Below are 16,056 nucleotides of genomic sequence, written 5' to 3'. Positions count from 1 at the left end.
TACATTGAGCCCATGACCACGCGCATAGGAGACAGGACGATGACAGACCTCAGCAGCGCGATCGCGTTCGTCGGCGAGGTCGGAGCGAAGACACCCGCTCCGGCGCGGCCGGCGATGTTCGAGCGCGAGGTGCTGGTGCGCTTCGCGCACTGCGACCCGGCCGGAATTGTGTTCTACCCGCAGTATTTCGTGCTCCTCAACGGGCTCGTCGAGGACTGGCTGACGGACGGGCTCGGCACCTCGTTCGCGGATCTGATCATGACGCGCCGGCTCGGAATCCCGACGGTGCGCATGGACTGCACCTTTACGCGGCCGAGCAGGATGGGCGACGCGCTCGTGCTCGGGCTCACCGTCACGCGCATCGGCGAAAGCTCGATCGGTCTAGACGTGCAGGGCCGGGTCGGCGACGAGTTGCGCCTGCGGGCCCGGCAGACGCTCGTCACGATGGACCTCGAGACGATGAAATCGGTGCCGATTCCGCCAGACATCCGTGCCTGCCTCGGGCGCTATTGCCAGCCCGTGCCGGAACTCGCGGCCAATGCTCTTTCCCTGCCCGCCGACGGCAACCGGCCGGCCATTGACGGAGGCAAGCATGCAGATTGAACTGGAAGCGGACGCGCCGGCGACGGCCGGGGATCCCTTCGGCGACATGGCGCCGTGGCAGGCGATGCTCGACCGGTACGCCGTGCTCTTCACCGACATGGTCGAAGGCTCGTCGGTCGGATTCGTGCCGCGGAGCGGCTCCGGCATACAGCCCGGCAAGCATGTCGCGGGGCTCGTCGAGGCCGCGGGCGAGGTGCCGATGATGAAATGGCTCAACGACGGCAGCGGCATGTCGGCAGGCGTGATGCGCTATGCGGGCTTCCAGGAGGCGCGTGTGGATCTGCTCTTCGTCGCCGACGACGCGGCGCTCGAAGCGATGCGCGCGAGCCTCGCCGGCGACACCTTGTCGCTGATCAAGCGACTAATCCGGCAGGGGCATATCATGTTCTTCGTGCTGCGCACGAAATTCGAACTTCAGGACGCGGGCTACGAGGAATTCCTCGACACGCTCGGACTTGCCTTCCTCGGAGCCTGCCGATGATCTTCCACAATCCCGCCGGCGCACCGGAGCTCGCGTGCGAGCAGTGCGGCTGCCGCTGGTTCGACCGCATCAACGACACCTGCTACGAATGCGGCACCAAGGTGAGCGACGAATCGATCGCCGAGTTCAATGTCGCGGTCGAGCGCTTCCGCGCGCGCGAAACCGCCCGCGCCGACGCGCCGGGGGCGCCTGTCGATCCCGCCGCCCGCTAGGATCAGCCGCATGGAGCTCGCCGAACGCCGATGAAGAAGACCGCCACCGCCGTCCCGTATCGTCTTGCGTTGAAGACGATGCCGCCGCATTCGGCGCGCCAGGCGGTCGCCCCGCCGCGGCTGCTCGCGCGGCTGCGCGAAGCGGTCGAGCAGCCGCTGGTGGCCGTGACTTCGCTCGCGGGCTTCGGCAAGACTTCGCTGCTCGTGCAACTGCGCCGCGAACTGCTCGCGCCCGGCGCCGCGGTCGCGTGGCTGACCATCGAGGCCAGTGACGACCGGGCGAGCGTCGCGCCCGCGGTCATCGCGTCGCTGAGCACCGCGCTCGGGCTCGAGATGCCCGCGCGTGCCTTCGACCAAGTGGGGCAGGCCGGTGCGGACCTGTGGGCCGCGAGCGAGCTGCTCGTGCAGATGCACGAACTCGCCCGCCCGACCTGGCTGCTGATCGACGACCTGCACCAACTCGCCGACCGCGACGCGATCGATTTCATCTACTACCTCGTCACGAACGCGCCGTCCAACTTCCACGTCGTCGTCAGCTCGCGCACCGACCCGCCGTTCCCGGTCGAGGAACTGCGCGCGCACGGGCTCTACACCCAGTTCGTCACCGAGGACCTGCGGCTGCGGCTGGAAGACACGGTCGGCTTCCTGCGCCGGCGCCTCGGCGACGAGGTCGACATCGAAATCGGCGCGCGCCTGCACGAGCGCACCGAAGGCTGGCCGATGGCGCTGCAGATCGTGACCTCGGCGATGGCCCGCCGCAGCGACATCGCCGGGACGGTCGCGAGCCTCTCTGGCGCGACCGGGGACGTGGCGCGCTATTTCTCGCAGTTCGTGCTCGAAAGTCTCGACGAGGGGGCCGTCGCGATGCTCGTTCGCGCGTCCCTGCTCGAGACCCTGCATCCGGGGCTGTGTGCAGCGCTCGGAGGCGGCGTCGACGCGGCCGAGATCCTCGTCCGGCTGGAGCAGCAGACCGGCCTCGTGACGTCGGTCGATGGTGGCGACGTCTACCGCATGCATCCGTTGTTCCGCGAGTACCTCGCGAGCCTTCTCGCGGAGCTGCCGGCCAGCGAACGCAGCGCGCTGCACGCCAAGGCGGCGGAATGGTTCGCGGCGCACGACATGCTCGAGCACGCCGCCGAGCACGCCTTCCTCGGCGGCCTGCGCGCCGAGGCGATGGACTGGATCGAGAAGCGCGTGCGCTATCTCGGCGTGCAGGGGCGCATCGTCGAGGTGCTCGCGTGGCTCGACCGCCTGCCGCCGGAGGAGATCGCGCGGCGCGAAGGCATCCAGCTCACGGCCGCGTGGGCCTGCGCGCTGTGCTACCGGCCGCAGGACGCCGAGCGGCTCACCGACGTGATCCTCGCCCGACCTGGCGTGACGCCCGAGGTCGTGCTGCAGGCGAACATCGTGCGGTCGGCCGCGGCGATCCATTGCGACGACTACCAGCGCGCGCGCGGCTGCATCGACACCTACGACCCCGCGCTCGGCCCGCTCTACTGCAACACGCTTTCCTTCATCGCCATCCACAGCGGCTTCCCCGAGCGCGCGCGCTACTACCAGCAGATCTCCGACGGCCACGGCCGCGTTGCGCGCAGTTTCTACGATTCGATCTACGGCGCGTTCGCGGTCGGGCTGAGCTATCTGATCGAAGGCCAGGCGAAGGAAGCGGCGGGCGTCTTCGCTGCGGCGCTCGAACGGGCGGAAAGCGTGACGGGCTGGCGGTCGTTGCCGGCCGCGATCCACGCGGCAGGGCTCGCTGCGGCGAACTGGGAACTCGGCGCCGAGGACGAGGCGCGCGCGCTGCTTGCGAACCGTCTCGACCTGATCGAGCAGGCGGCGTTGCCGGACGCGGTGATCCTCGCCTACCTGACGCTCGCGCGCTACGAGAGCCAGAAGGGCAGCGAAGGCAAGGCCTTCGACGCGCTCAACAGCCTGGCCGCGATCGGCGAACTGCGCGGCCAGCCGCGCCTCGTCGCCGCGAGCCTCGGCGAACAGATCCGCCAGCACGCGATCCGCAACCGGCTCATGTCGTGCCGCATGCTGATGAACGGCCTGGACGCGATCGCCGCCGACCCCGCGCGGGCCGACCGCGGGCTCGAGGCCGAGCTGCGGCTGATCCGCGAGATCGCCGCGGCGCGTGTCGCGCTGCTCGATCACGACTACACGGTGGCCCTGGCCGCGCTCGATCATGCCGCCGAGATCGCCGCGCGGCTGCGGCGCGGACGCGACCAGATCGCGGTGCGCATCGTGCGCGCAAGCAGCCTGCGCGATGACGACGAGGGCCCGCCGCTGCTCGCCGAGGCGCTCAGTCTCGCCGAATCCTTCGGCCTCGTGCGCGTGCTCGCGGACGACTGGCCGGCGGCGCTCGACGTGCTGCCGGAACTCGACCGCTCGGGCTGCGGTGCCGCCGCCGGCGTATCGCCTGCCTTCGTCGACCGCGTCACCGAGCGTTGCCGCGTCGGCTGGGTGCCGAAGGCCGCGGCGCCGAAATCGGCTGCCACGAACCAGCGCCCCGCGCAGCTGTCGGCGCGCGAAATGGAAATCCTGGCCGCGCTGGCGCACGGCCGCACGAACAAGGAAATCGCCAACATCCTCGACGTCGGTCCCGAGACGATCAAGTGGCACATGCGGAATCTGCTGTCGAAGCTCAACGCCGCGAACCGCCGGCATGCCGTGGATCGCGCGCGGCTGCTGGGAATCCTGGACTGAGCCGGCGTCGCGGTGATCCTGCATGCGTTGGGCGTCGCGGAAGAAACCGTGATGGCGGACTATCTCCTTTCGGCGCGCATTCGCCGGATTGCCGACGCCGGGCGGTGCGCCGCCACCGCAAGGATCATCCGGCGCGTGACCGAACGGGACGCGACCGACGACATGGTCGATGCGATCCCCGACTATCTGAACGCTGCGCTGGATGCCGGACGCGAACGCTATTGCGTTTCCGCCCCTGTCGGAGAAAGGGTGGCCAGAACCGGCAGGTGATCGGAGCCCACGTCCGGCCCGACCGCGTGATCGGTGGCGGTCCAGTGTCGCGAGACCATCACGTGGTCGATCGGAAGCCCGATGAGTCCTCGCAACGAGGCCGGCCACGTTGCCTGCAATCCCCCGGTGAGCGTGAATCCGTGGCGCCGCGGCACCCGAAACGCCGACGACCAGGGCGTTGCATTGAAGTCCCCGGTGACGATGGTCGGGTGGTCGGCGTAGCGCGCGGTAATGTCGGCCAACACCTGATCGCGCCGGACCTGATCGGCTGCACTGATCGGCGGCATCGGATGGACGGCGACGACGGTGACCGCGGTGCCGTTCCAATCGATCACGGCCTCGATCCGCGGCGTGGCGCCGCCGCCGTCCACCACCGCATGGCGCACAATCGGATGGCGCGACAGCAGTGCGATGCCGAACGGGTCCCAGCGCGGGCGCACCAACTGATGCGGATAGGCGTCATCGAGTCCCAGCCGCTGGACGAAGGTATCGGAGATCTCGAGAATCGCGAGCACGTCGGGCTGCGTCGCGCCGACCCACCGTACCAGTCGGTCGGGGGACTCGTTATCGACATGCACATTCGCGGCCGCAACGACCAGTCCATCACCGCCCACGGTTCCGCGCACTGTCGCCGGCATGGCTGTGAGCCACGGCAGCGGCACCAGCGCGGCCACCATCACCCAGCGCCGGTGGCCAAACGCCAGCACCGGTAGCGCCAGAATCAGCCCCACGAGAAAGAACCATTGCCAGTGCACGGCCAGATCCAGCCCCCAGGCGAGCGTGTCGGGCCACGATGTCTCGAAGGCAGAAACCAGAGGGAGGAGCAGGCCTGCGAGGCACAGGGCGGCGAGGGCTTTCGCGCGGCGTTGCAGGCCGCCATGGCGAAGAATGGACAAGTGCATGCGCATGGAGCTGGCATGGTACGGCAATCCGACACGAGGGAGGGCCTGGCAGTGCTGCCGGGCGCAGACTCCGGGGAAACCCGCTCATTCCCTGCGCCCCCCGCCCGGGAAAATCCTTTTGCGATGCGTGCCTGCTCGACGAACTCATCATCCAGCTCGGCTCGGTCACGCTGGGCCGGGGCAAGCAGTTGTTCCCGCGACGCGTGCCGAGTCCGACGCTGCGGCTGACTTCAGTTCGTCAGGTGGGGGGCATGGTCGAGCTGCGCTACGGGATCGGCAATTAGCACCGCTCCGCGATTCCCGGCCTGGTCGCAATCGGCGCAAAATTGTCCTGCCACGGACGCCCGCGCGGTCAGCGCCGCAAGGCGCCGCGGGTGTGAAGGTGCGCCGCACTCGCCAGCGTACGGTCGGAAGAGATCGCCCGACACAGTGGGGCGCGCATAGCAGCCGGTGTAACGCCCGGCCGCCCGTGGCCTCTTCGCAAGGTGGTTTTCCAAGGGGGCGCCCGTCCTGTCGGCGATGACGGGCGCGGCATCGGGCAACCCTGATTTCGCCGCAGCAGGCGTGGCGCTTCAGATCGCTCCGGCGGATCGCAGCGCGGCGATGGCGGCTTCGTCGTAACCGAGTTCGCCCAGCACGCTGTCGGTGTGCTCTCCCAGGGCGGGGCCGATCGTTTCGGCGCCGCCGGGGGTGAGCGAGAGCCTGGGCACGACGCCCGGCATGCGGCACTCGCGCCCGCCGGGCAGGGTCACCGATTGCAGCATGTCGCGCGCAAGGAATTGCGGGTCCGCGAACATGTCGGCGACCGAGTAGATGCGCGATGCGGGCACCTCGGCGGCGGCGAGGGCGGCAAGCACGGCGGCTTCGTCGTGTTCGGCGACCCAGGCGTCGATCAGCGCGTAGAGTTCGTCGCGCCGCGCGTCGCGCCCGGCGTTGTCGGCCAGCGTGGGATCCTCGGCCAGGTCGCCGCGACCCATCGCCAGCATCAGCCGGCGGAAGATCGCGTCGCCGTTGGCGCCGATCGCCACGTGTTTGCCGTCGCGCGTCGTGTGCGTGTTCGACGGCGTGATGCCCGGCATGATGTTCCCGGTGCGTTCGCGCACGAAGCCGAACACGTCGAATTCCGGCACCAGCGACTCCATCATCGCGAACACCGCTTCGTACAGGGCCACGTCCACGACCTGGCCCCGGCCGCCATTCACCTCCTTGTGACGGAGCGCCATCAGCGCCCCGAGTGCCCCCCACAATGCGGCGATGGAATCGCCGATCGAGATGCCGGTCTTCACCGGGGGGCGATCCGGAAAGCCGGTCACGTAACGCAGGCCGCCCATCGATTCTCCGATGGCGCCGAAGCCCGGTTGCTGGGAGAGCGGTCCGGTCTGCCCGAATCCGGACAGGCGCAGCATCACGAGGCCGGGGTTGATCGCCGACAGGGCGTCCCACCCCAGGCCCAGCTTCTCCAGCACGCCCGGACGGAAGTTCTCGACGACGATGTCGGCCTCGGCAATGAGCTTGCGAACCACCTCGACGCCCTCCGGGTGCTTGAGGTTCACCGTCACCGACTTCTTGTTGCGCGACTGCAGGTACCACCACAGCGAGGTGCCTTCGTAGAGCTTGCGCCACTTGCGCAGCGGATCGCCGCCGTCGGGCGATTCGATCTTGATCACCTCCGCCCCGAATTCGCCGAGGATCCGCGCTGCAAAGGGCCCGGCGATCAGCGTACCGAGTTCGACGACCTTGATCCCGGCGAGAGGTTTGGCGGTGGCGCTCATTGCGAAGTGTTCCTCGTGGGTGGGCCGAAGGCGCTCGGCGGAATGCGCAGGGTAACCGCATTCCTGCCGTGGCGTGGTGGGAAAACCATACGAGGATGACGGCGCCATGACGAGCCGGGTCGCGTCGAGCGACCCGGTTCCGCTCCGCGCTGACCGCTCAGGCCGTTTTGCGCGCCCGGCGTTCGTCGCGGCGGCGGCTCATGTCGGCGACGTCGGCGCGTTGAGCGTGAGCACGCCGGTGTACCCCTGAGCGAGGAAGTCGATGCCGGGGCGGCCGGCGTAGGGGCTGTCTGCGCCGAAGGCTGTCACGCGGATCGAGATGATGTCCGGCTTGTGCTTCCTGACCTGCTCATGGTCCAGGCCCAGCTTCGACAGCGCCGGCTCGCGGATGTTGCCTTTACCCCTTCGGGCACGCCGACGCCGGGTACGCCGACGCCGGGTACGCCGACGGTAGCATAGGTGTTCCAGTCGAAGACGCCCGGTTCCACCGTGCCGACGACGCCGATGCCGACCAGCCGTCCTTCTGCGCGGGTTTGCGCCTGAGAGGCTCTCATCGCCCGGTAGTCCGCGAGTTCGAGCACGCGGTCGAGCACCGCGGCGCAATTTCCGCTGTCGTACTCGTTGCCGCTCGGCACGGTGTAGGGGAACTGCTCCGGGCGGATGTAATTGCGGCGGCGCAGTTCGGCCGGGTCCAGGGCGAGTTCGCGCGCGGCGACGTCCATCAGCGATTCGAGGACGAGATTGTGCGGCGGTGGACCGAAGCCGCGGTAAGGGTCCTCGTCCAGCCGATTTTTCGCTTCGATTCTTCAAGTCCGATAGACACCTATGTGCAGCCTCTCCGCACCCCCTGCCACGGTCCTGTGAGCACGGATTTCACGCAAAGGGTCTGGTGGAATCGGACGTCAGGTCTGGAAGTGACCCCAAGCCTCCGGCCATCGCTTGTTCGTGGTGGTGCGGACAGCGGCCCGACGGAATGACTGTTGTGCCGTCCGGCCCTGCTGACCGGGGGCGCCTGCGACTTCGTCGCCGCAGGCGAAGCCGCTGAACCCGCGCGGGCATGTCGGGAACCCGTCGGGCAACGCTGACCTGACCGCCGCTTTGTAGTAGCCTTGCCCACTTTTCCGCCCTCCGGGCGGCGGTTTTTCGGATGGCGCAAGGCTTGTCGCGTACGCATATCAACGGTTCCGGGCTGGTTCGCGCTCTCGGCGGGCTGACGGCCGCTGATGTGCCCGCATCCAGGCAGTCCTTCGCCGACCGGCTCGGCCAATGGCTGGGCTTCGCCGACGCGCTGACGCTGTATTCCGCGCTGAATGCCGATGCCGCGACTCCCGCCGTCGCGACGTCGCACGAGGCAGCGGCGCTGCAGCAGGCGATGGCGCGCGTGCGCGACGCCCTGGCGGAATCGATCACGATCGATGGCGTGTTCAGGTCGGGACCGGCGCGGATCGAACTGCCGACGCCCGGCCCGAGTGTTCCGGCGGAGAAGGCTGCCGATTTCGCGCCCTACCATCGCTACTATCTCGCCCACCAACGCGACATGGCGGTGCGCATCGGTCCCTTGCGGGCAATGGTTCGCACGGCTCTGCAGGCGCGATCGGGCGCTCTGGGTCGGCTCGCCGCGCTCGATGCGGTGATGGACCAGGCGCTGGCCGTGCGCGAACGCGAGCTGCTGGCGACCGTGCCGGTACTCCTCGGCAGGCGCTTCGAGCAGCGCTACGAGGCGCATCGCGCGACGCTCGCGGAAACCCGGACGGCGGATGATTCGACCCGGTGGATGCTGCCGGGCGGGTGGTTGGCGGAATTCTGCCGGGAGATGCAGTCCGTGCTGCTTGCGGAGGTCGATCTTCGGCTGCAGCCGATCGCAGGGCTGATTGCAGCCCTCGACGAAGCGGCGGCAAATGAGATGACGGGAATGCAATGAATCGAACAATCTGTGTGGCGACCTTCCTCGTGGGGCTGTTTGCCGTGTTCTGGGTCGGCGCCGGTTACGTGGGGTCCAGCGTGCTGGCGCTGGCGATGACGGCGATCATCGGGGCGGTGTATGTGACCGGCGCCGTGGAACTGCTGCGCTTCCACCGCACCACGGCTGCGCTGGCGCGGGCGCTGGACGGAATTCCCGCGGATCTGTCGCATCCGGGCGAATGGCTGCGCCAGTTGCCGCCGTCCGTGCAGAATCCGGTGCGCCTGCGTATCGAGGGCGAGCGCGCTGCGCTGCCCGGTCCGGCCATGACCCCCTTCCTCGTCGGCCTGCTGGTGCTGCTGGGTATGCTCGGCACCTTCCTCGGCATGGTCGTGACGCTGAACGGCGCGGTCATCGCGCTGGAAAACACGACCAACCTCGAGGCGATCCGTGCTTCGCTCGCGGCGCCGGTGCGTGGCCTGGGGGTTGCATTCGGCACCTCGGTGGCGGGTGTCGCGGCGTCCGCCATGCTGGGCCTGATTTCGGCCGTGTGCCGGCGCGAGCGGCTGCAGGTGGCGCAAGTGCTCGATACCCGCATCGGCACCTCGCTACGCGGCTTCTCGCATGCTCATCAACGCGAGGAAACCTTCAAGGCGCTGCAATCGCAGGCGCGGGTACTGCCCGAACTGGTCGACAAGCTGCAGGCGATGATGGAGCAGATGGAGCGGCAGGGAAGGGAGCTGAATGAGGGCCTCGTGTCCCGGCAGGAAGGCTTCCACCGCGACGCGCGGGTGATGTACTCGGAACTGGCCGCGTCGGTGGACAAGTCGCTCAGGGTCAGCCTGACCGAAAGCGCCCGGCTCGCCGGCGAAACGATCCGGCCCGTGGTGGCCGAGACGATGGCAGGCATCGCGCGCGAGACGAGCGCGCTCCAGGCGCGCGTGGCCGACACGGTGCAGACACAGCTCGACGGAATCTCGGCGCGTTTCGACGGCAGCGTCACCCGGGTCGCGGAAACCTGGAACGCGGCGCTCGCGAGTCACGAGCGCGCCAGCGAGAACCTGAACCGGCAGATGCGGGATACGCTGGGCGCCTTCGCGGAGACCTTCGAGCAGCGCTCGGGTGTGCTCCTGAGTTCGGTCGAAGAGACTCATGTCGGCCTGCGCGCCGATCTCGCCGCAACGACGACGGCGCTGGCGCAGGAGACGAGCACGCTGCACACGCGGCTGGCAGATACGGTCGAACGGCAGCTCGACGGAGTGGCGGAGCGTTTCGGCGGGACGGTCGCCACCGTGGCCGATACGTGGGCCACCGCGCTCGCCAGCCATGAGCGCGCGGGCGAACGCCTTACCGCCGAACTCCACAAGTCGCTCGAAGCCTTCGCCGAGACATTCGAACAACGCTCGGCGACCTTGCTCGCTGCGATCGGCGAGACCACGGCCGCACAGCACGCGCAGCAGGCCGCGACGGACGAGGCGCGCCTCGCCGCGCATACCCGGACGCTGGAGACGATGGCGGCATCGCTGCAGCAGGAATGGCACGAGGCCGGCGCGCAGACCCTCGCGCGGCAGGAGCATATCTGCAGGACCCTGGGCGAAACGGCGCACGCAATCGCCACCTCGGCGCAGACGCAGGCCCGCGACACCATCGACGAGGTCGCCCGCCTCATGCATACGGCTGCCGAAGCACCCCGCGCCGCGGCGGAAGTCATCGGCCAGCTGCGACAGGAACTCTCCGCGAGCATCGCGCGCGACAACGGCCTGCTCGAGGAGCGCAGCCGCATCATGGAGACGCTGGGGACTCTGCTTTCCGCGATCAATCACGCATCGACCGAGCAACGCTCGGCGATCGACGCGCTGGTGGCTTCCGCGACGGAACTGCTCGAGCGTGCCGGAACGCGCTTCTCCGCCAGCATCGAGGCGGAGTCGGCGCGCATCGCCGGCGTCGCAGGCGAGATCACCGGCGGTGCGGCCGAGGTGGCCAGCCTGAGCGAGGCCTTCGCTCTCGCGGTGCAGCTCTTCAGCGAGTCCAACGACAAGATGATGACGACGCTCGCACGCATCGAAGGGGCGCTCGACAAGTCCCTGACGCGCAGCGACGAGCAGCTCGCCTACTACGTTGCGCAGGCGCGCGAGATCATCGACCTGTCGATCATGTCACAAAGGCAGATCGTCGAAGACCTGCAGCAGCTGCCCGGCAGGCAGGCGTCGCTCGCCGGCGAGGTGTGACGATGGACGAGTTCGACGGCGCCATCGAGCATTCCACCCCGGTCTGGGCGGTTTTCGGCGACCTGATGTCGGGCCTGCTGGGAGCCTTCGTGCTGATCCTCGTCGGGGTTCTCGGCGTACAGCTGGACCTGGTGACCAGCCTGGAAGCGGAAGTGCAGAAGCGCCGCATCGAGGAACAGCGCCGCGAGGCTCTGGAGAAGGCCCTCGCCGTGCCGCTTGCCGCGGGGCGCGTCACGCTTAACAACGGCCGCATCGGCATCAGCGGCAGCGTGCTGTTCGCGCTCAACTCGGACGAACTACAGCCGGAAGGCCGCCAGCTGCTGAAGAGCCTCGCGCCGCCGCTGGCCGCCTTCCTGTCGGTCAACGACGAAATGCTGATGGTGAGCGGCTTCACGGACGACCGGCCGGTGCGCGACACCAACCGGCAATTCGCCGATAACCTCGAACTGTCCGCGCAGCGGGCACTGACGGTGACGCGCGCACTGATCGACGAAGGCATCCCGTCCTCGTCGGTGTTCGCCGCCGCCTTCGGCCAGGAACAGCCGGTCGCGTCCAATGCCGACGCGGAAGGACGCTCGCGCAACCGGCGCGTCGAGATGGCGCCGGTGCCGAAGACCGGCAAGGCGGGTGCCGGGGGCAATGGCTGAGGCGGGGTCGAGCGGGGCTCCGGCGGTCGGTCTGCGACCCGGCGCCGATACCGGCGCGCTGATCGAAGCCCTGCGGGCGCAGAACGCCGAGCGCTTCGATCCGGTGGGTTTCCGCTTCATCGAGACCCTGGCGCGCCGTGCCGCAGCCTGCAGCGACGCGGCCCGAGGTGTTCTGGAACGCCGGCTGGCGAAAGCCCTGTCCGACTACCGCGAGCGTCTCGACGCCGCCGGACTCCGGGCGGGCGATGCGCTTGAACGCGGGATCGCGCGCTTCCCCGAGTCCGCCGACACCTTGCGGCAATGCCGCGAAGCCGGCGACCTCGCCGGCCTGCAGCGCCTGCTCGCACGGCTGGCCGGGCAGGGCGGCCTCTCACCCCTGAGCGGACTGCTCGCCCACATCTGCCGGCATACGCCCGAGGGGGCAAGCGGCGACGCAGCGCACGGTGGCCATCGCGCCGGTGCCGCATTTACCGCGCCGCCGGAACTCAAGTCCCTGAGCTATTTCCGCAGCACCTGGTCCCGCCTCAGTCTCGACCGTCAGCTATCCGACGCCTTCGCCCAGGCCCCCGAGAACGCCGGTCCGCTCAATTCCCACCATCTGGTGCTGCAGGCGCTCGGGCAGATGCGCGACATCTCCCCCGAATACCTCAGGCAATTCATGTCCTACGTCGACGCCCTGCTGTGGCTCGACCAGGCGGACAGCAACCGCATTCCCGTACGCAGCAGCGTGACCCGCAAGAGCACTGTTCGAGGCGAGCGCGACAAGAAGCGCAAGTAAGCGGTCGGCGATTCGTGACGGGTAACCTGCCACGGCTCGCCGGAATCCTAGTAATCTATTCAAATGGTTGCGACCGCACACGACGACTGCCTGCCCGATATTGTCGATCTGCTGCTCGACGCCGTGTTTCTCGTCGACACAGACGGACGCATCGTCTATGTAAGCGCGGCATGCGAACGCATGCTCGGTTACACCCCCCAGGAAATGATCGGTCGGGAGCTGTTCGCGTTCCTCGCCCCCGAAGACCGGGCGCGGACCGTCGCAGAGGCCTCCGAGGTCATCGCCGGACGAGCGCGGATCGGGTTCGACAACCGTTACGTGCACAAGGATGGCCACCGCGTCCACCTCATGTGGTCCGCGCGCTGGTCCGAGCGGGACAGGCTGCGCATCGGCGTCGCTCGCGACGTCACCGAACTCAAGCATGCCGAGGCCATTCAGCGCGCCACTTACGCCATCTCGGAAGCGGCTCATGCGGCCGAGGACCTGGACGTCCTCCTGCGCGGGATCCATCGCATCATCGCGAGCCTGGTTCCGGTAGCCGGACTTGCCCTCGCGACCTGCGACAACCGCACCGGGAAGCTCAGCTTTTCCTACCAGCGCGACCGTCACGGCCATCCCTTGGCCCTTTACGAACCCGTCGCCTGCGAGTTCTGCGCGCAGGTCATCTGCGGCGGCCGTCCACCCTACCTGGGCGACCTGGCACAGGCTGCATTATCGGGAGATGCAGCGGCCTCCGCCGGCGATGGGGGCTGGCTCGCGATGCCGCTGATTGCGCATAACGATACGATCGGGGTTCTGGTACTGAAGGTCGATTCCGGGGTCAGGTATTCCGACAAGGACAAGGAGCTGCTGCATTTCGTCGCCGACCAGGTCGCGATCGCCATCGACCGCGCCCAACTGCAGGCCGATCTGCGGCGCGCTGCGCGTTTCGACGAGTTGACCGGACTGCCGAACCGGCGCCTCTTCAACGAACGCATCAAGTCGGTCCTTGCCCGATGTGCCCGCAGTCAGTCCGGCCTTGCGGTGCTCTACATCGACCTCGACGATTTCAAGCAGGTCAATGATTCGCTCGGACATGCGAGCGGCGATCTGCTGCTGCAGGAGGTCGCCCGCCGGCTTCAGCGATGCGTGCGCGGGACCGACACGGTGGCCCGCCTCGGCGGCGACGAATTCGTCGTGCTGCTCGAGGACGTACACACGCCCGAGGATGCCCGCGCCGTCGCGGACAAGATCCGGGAAGCAGTGAGTCACCCGATCGACCTCGATACCTGCGTCCTGCGCACGCAGGCAAGCATCGGCATCGCCGTCTATCCCGAACACGGCCAGGAAGTCGAGCGGATCCTGCAGCACGCCGATGCTGCAATGTACGCAGACAAACGGAACAGATCCTCTCAGGCGATGTAATCGGGCGATGGACGGGCCGGGGGTGGTCTTGCTCCTCCGTCGGAAAGCGCAATCCGGGCTAGCCGGACCGCCCGCGCCGCCGAAAACCTAGGTACGCGCCCGGATCGTGTTGCCCGCACTGACGAAATTCCCGCCGCCCAGGTGATGGATCGTGTGCAGGGCGGCGTTCCCGCTGTCGAAAGTCCAGTGGCCGTTGGCGAACACGTGCGCGTCGGCCGCGGCGGCGACCACCTCGGCAAAGCACGTGTCGTAGGCATCCTCGGTGTGCCGTTCCGGTATCAGGCGGCATTCTAGCCATGCCGAACAGCCGGCCTCGATCACCGGCATGCCCAGTACCGGCCCCGTCTTGGCGTCGATGTCGTAACGCGCGAACTTGTCCAGATCGCGGCCGCTGGCGTTACCGACCGCATAGGTCAGATCGACGAGCGCGGTACCCGGTATGCAGATACCGAATGCGCCGGTCTTCGCGATCAGTTCGCGCGTATAGGTGTGCTTGTCGATGACGATGGCGATGCGCGGCGGGGTGAATTCGACCGGCATCGACCAGGCGGCGGCCATGATGTTGCGCCGCGACCCGTCTGCCGAAGTCACCAGTACCGTGGGGCCGTGGTTGATGAGCCGGCTGGCGTGCTCGAGCGCGACCGGCCGGAAGTCGGATATGTGGTTCATTCTGGGTATCCCGGTTGGACGAAGTGCACGGGACACCGGCGGCGTCCGCGTTCGACCGAACTTGGTACCGACGGCGTCGATCGACGCACTATATCGCCCCTGCGGGACGGCGTGTCGGCACCGCGCCGATGTCAGTTCCGGCACTCGACGCGCCGTCGGTGTGCGGGGCGGGGGAATGATTTTTATCATTCAGGTCGCCGCTGCGTGGACCTACATTGCTCCCGCACCCCAAACGAACTGCCCGCGAGAGAGAAAAGCCATGACATACGTGGTCACCGAAGCCTGCATCAAGTGCAAACACACCGATTGCGTCGATGTCTGCCCCGTCGACGCGTTTCGCGAAGGCCCGAATTTCCTCGTGATCGATCCGAGCGAATGCATCGACTGCACGCTGTGCGTCGCCGAGTGCCCGGTCGATGCGATCTATGCCGAGGACGACGTGCCGGTCGATCAGCGCCACTTCGTCGCGCTCAACGAAGAACTCGCCAGGGTCTGGATCCCGATCGTCGAGGTCAAGCCCGCGCCCGCGGACGCGGGCGTGTGGGCCAAGGTGAAGGACAAGCTCGGCCTGCTCGAACGCTGAGGGCCGCTGCGGGCTTTGCACTGGTCAGGAGTCGACGATCCGCTCCAGCATGTCGGGGCGCATGATCTCGATCCGACCGGGCCGCGACGCGATCCAGCCGGCCTTCTGCCAGCGGCTCAGGATGCGGATCACGGTTTCGACGCGGGCGCTCACGAGCTGGCTGATCTCCTCGCGGCCGAGATGCACGTCGACGATGATGCTGCCCGTGGCGGTCGGCCGGCCGAATCGCCCGATCAGATAATGCATCAACGCAGCGAGGCGGCGCGGTACCGATCCGGCGCTGACGATGTCGATCTTCGCGCGCAGCGCGACGGTGTGTCGCAGCAGCGCCCCGTTTATCGCGCGCGAAACGGCGATCGAGTCGCCCAGTGCGCGGCGCAGTGCCTCCACACGGATCGACAGCACTTCCGCCGGCTCGCCGAGTGCGATCGCGTCGGCCGGAAACGCGCCGCCCTCCAGTGCGGCCGCCAGGCCGACCGCCTCGCCGCGCCGGAACAGACCGACCAGGATGCCTTCCCCGGTCGGGGTCATCCGGCGGATCTGGACCACGCCCGATTCGATAAGCGCGAACCAGCTCGCGTGCTCCCCGGCGAACCACAGCGATTCACCCGGATCCAGACGGCGCGGGCGCGCACCTTGCGCAAGCTGGCAAAGTTCGGCCCGCCCGACTTGCGAGAACAGTTCGAGCGTGCCGAGTCGCCGTGCCAGCGCGTCAACGTGCGCTCCTCCCGGCGCTTCGCAGGCGTCGGTCGGGGGATGAAGGAGCGACAAGGGGGCCGCGTGTCCCATGATGGTCTCGGAGCGTTGATTGACGGCACGTGCACGCACGTCGCGCAAGCGTCGTCAATCCGACTATAGCGGGGCTTGCAAAAGAGTCAATAAAAATGCATCTTTGCGC

At 68.1% G+C, this 16,056-nt stretch carries 17 protein-coding genes and 1 pseudogene; 11 read left to right on the top strand and 7 right to left on the bottom strand.

Annotation, left to right across the window (positions count from 1 at the left end):
* The first annotated feature begins 39 nt into the window (after positions 1-39).
* Genes U5817_RS15035 through U5817_RS15015 form a run of 5 tightly spaced genes read left to right on the top strand, consistent with a single transcriptional unit; the run spans position 40 to position 4,275 of the window.
* Complete coding sequence (locus U5817_RS15035) at positions 40-603, top strand: acyl-CoA thioesterase (protein ID WP_407277869.1); 564 nt, start codon at positions 40-42, stop codon at positions 601-603.
* The gene (locus tag U5817_RS15030) at positions 593-1,084 is read left to right on the top strand and encodes a hypothetical protein (RefSeq protein WP_407277868.1); all 492 of its coding nucleotides are present in this window, start codon (positions 593-595) and stop codon (positions 1,082-1,084) included. The genes U5817_RS15035 and U5817_RS15030 overlap by 11 nt, the downstream gene beginning before the upstream one ends.
* Positions 1,081-1,296, top strand: a complete 216-nt coding sequence (locus tag U5817_RS15025; protein ID WP_407277867.1) for a cysteine protease — start codon at positions 1,081-1,083, stop codon at positions 1,294-1,296. The genes U5817_RS15030 and U5817_RS15025 overlap by 4 nt, the downstream gene beginning before the upstream one ends.
* 30 nt (positions 1,297-1,326) lie before the next feature.
* Entirely contained in the window at positions 1,327-4,005 is a 2,679-nt protein-coding gene (locus U5817_RS15020; protein ID WP_407277866.1) for a LuxR C-terminal-related transcriptional regulator, read from the top strand.
* A gap of 12 nt (positions 4,006-4,017) precedes the next feature.
* Positions 4,018-4,275, top strand: a complete 258-nt coding sequence (locus U5817_RS15015; RefSeq protein WP_407277865.1) for a tyrosine-protein phosphatase — start codon at positions 4,018-4,020, stop codon at positions 4,273-4,275.
* On the opposite strand, the gene U5817_RS15010 is transcribed toward U5817_RS15015, so the two are convergent.
* From U5817_RS15010 to U5817_RS14990, 5 genes and pseudogenes are all read right to left on the bottom strand, one after another.
* Complete coding sequence (locus U5817_RS15010) at positions 4,224-5,183, bottom strand: endonuclease/exonuclease/phosphatase family protein (protein WP_407277864.1); 960 nt, start codon at positions 5,181-5,183, stop codon at positions 4,224-4,226. The two genes, U5817_RS15015 and U5817_RS15010, sit on opposite strands and share 52 nt — an antisense overlap.
* Before the next feature lie 566 nt (positions 5,184-5,749).
* A complete protein-coding gene (locus tag U5817_RS15005; protein WP_407277863.1) occupies positions 5,750-6,949 on the bottom strand; it encodes a CaiB/BaiF CoA transferase family protein in 1,200 nt (399 codons plus the stop codon).
* Between the two features lie 198 nt (positions 6,950-7,147).
* Positions 7,148-7,309: a CoA transferase gene (locus U5817_RS15000; protein WP_407281080.1), complete on the bottom strand. Its 162-nt coding sequence runs from the start codon at positions 7,307-7,309 to the stop codon at positions 7,148-7,150.
* Entirely contained in the window at positions 7,255-7,671 is a 417-nt protein-coding gene (locus tag U5817_RS14995) for a hypothetical protein (protein ID WP_407281146.1), read from the bottom strand. Before U5817_RS14995 ends, U5817_RS15000 begins: the two co-directional genes overlap by 55 nt.
* A pseudogene (locus U5817_RS14990) lies at positions 7,672-7,734 on the bottom strand (hypothetical protein); the annotation flags it as partial. It lies immediately after the preceding gene.
* A gap of 362 nt (positions 7,735-8,096) precedes the next feature.
* On the opposite strand from U5817_RS14990, the gene U5817_RS14985 reads away from it, so the two are divergent.
* The 5 genes from U5817_RS14985 (at position 8,097) to U5817_RS14965 (ending at position 13,906) form a co-directional block, all read left to right on the top strand.
* A complete protein-coding gene (locus U5817_RS14985; protein ID WP_407277862.1) occupies positions 8,097-8,870 on the top strand; it encodes a DUF3348 domain-containing protein in 774 nt (257 codons plus the stop codon).
* Positions 8,867-11,077, top strand: a complete 2,211-nt coding sequence (locus tag U5817_RS14980; protein WP_407277861.1) for a DUF802 domain-containing protein — start codon at positions 8,867-8,869, stop codon at positions 11,075-11,077. The genes U5817_RS14985 and U5817_RS14980 overlap by 4 nt, the downstream gene beginning before the upstream one ends.
* Positions 11,078-11,079: 2 nt before the next feature.
* Complete coding sequence (locus U5817_RS14975) at positions 11,080-11,724, top strand: OmpA family protein (RefSeq protein WP_169125426.1); 645 nt, start codon at positions 11,080-11,082, stop codon at positions 11,722-11,724.
* Positions 11,717-12,502: a DUF2894 domain-containing protein gene (locus U5817_RS14970; protein WP_407277860.1), complete on the top strand. Its 786-nt coding sequence runs from the start codon at positions 11,717-11,719 to the stop codon at positions 12,500-12,502. The genes U5817_RS14975 and U5817_RS14970 overlap by 8 nt, the downstream gene beginning before the upstream one ends.
* A 63-nt stretch (positions 12,503-12,565) precedes the next feature.
* Complete coding sequence (locus U5817_RS14965; protein ID WP_407277859.1) at positions 12,566-13,906, top strand: diguanylate cyclase domain-containing protein; 1,341 nt, start codon at positions 12,566-12,568, stop codon at positions 13,904-13,906.
* 87 nt (positions 13,907-13,993) lie between these two features.
* Here U5817_RS14965 and U5817_RS14960 read toward each other — a convergent pair whose 3' ends face one another.
* The gene (locus U5817_RS14960) at positions 13,994-14,575 is read right to left on the bottom strand and encodes a flavin reductase family protein (RefSeq protein ID WP_407277858.1); all 582 of its coding nucleotides are present in this window, start codon (positions 14,573-14,575) and stop codon (positions 13,994-13,996) included.
* Between the two features lie 259 nt (positions 14,576-14,834).
* On the opposite strand from U5817_RS14960, the gene fdxA reads away from it, so the two are divergent.
* Positions 14,835-15,158, top strand: coding sequence for a ferredoxin FdxA (gene fdxA, locus U5817_RS14955; RefSeq protein ID WP_169125423.1), 324 nt, complete (start codon positions 14,835-14,837; stop codon positions 15,156-15,158).
* Positions 15,159-15,182: 24 nt separating this feature from the next.
* Here fdxA and U5817_RS14950 read toward each other — a convergent pair whose 3' ends face one another.
* Positions 15,183-15,947, bottom strand: coding sequence for a Crp/Fnr family transcriptional regulator (locus tag U5817_RS14950; RefSeq protein WP_407277857.1), 765 nt, complete (start codon positions 15,945-15,947; stop codon positions 15,183-15,185).
* Between the last annotated feature and the right edge of the window lie 109 nt (positions 15,948-16,056).

The organism is Aromatoleum evansii, from assembly GCF_045689615.1.
Taxonomy (GTDB): domain Bacteria; phylum Pseudomonadota; class Gammaproteobacteria; order Burkholderiales; family Rhodocyclaceae; genus Aromatoleum; species Aromatoleum evansii.
This window is presented reverse-complemented; position numbering and strand designations above follow the sequence as displayed.